Genomic DNA, 260 nt, shown 5'->3' with positions numbered 1-260 from the left:
AGGAAGATGACGTCGGGGTCGGCGTGGTTGATCTCGCCGATGACCCGCTCCCAGAACACGACGGGTTTGGTGTGGGGGTTGTCGACGCGGAAGATCCGCACGCCGTGGTCCATCCAGTGGCGCAGGACGCGGAGGGTCTCGGTGACCAGGCCGTCCATGTCGGCGTCGAAGGCGACGGGGTAGATGTCCTGGTACTTCTTGGGCGGGTTCTCGGCGTGGGCGATCGAGCCGTCGGCGCGGTGGTGGAACCACTCGGGGTG

General features: G+C 66.9%; 1 pseudogene. It reads right to left on the bottom strand.

The annotated features are described in order from the left end of the window. A pseudogene (locus ACFIF2_RS36000) lies at window positions 1-260 on the bottom strand (alpha-1,4-glucan--maltose-1-phosphate maltosyltransferase); the annotation flags it as partial.

Source organism: Streptomyces sp. BK79, assembly GCF_044142145.1.
Classification (GTDB): domain Bacteria; phylum Actinomycetota; class Actinomycetes; order Streptomycetales; family Streptomycetaceae; genus Streptomyces.
This window is presented reverse-complemented; position numbering and strand designations above follow the sequence as displayed.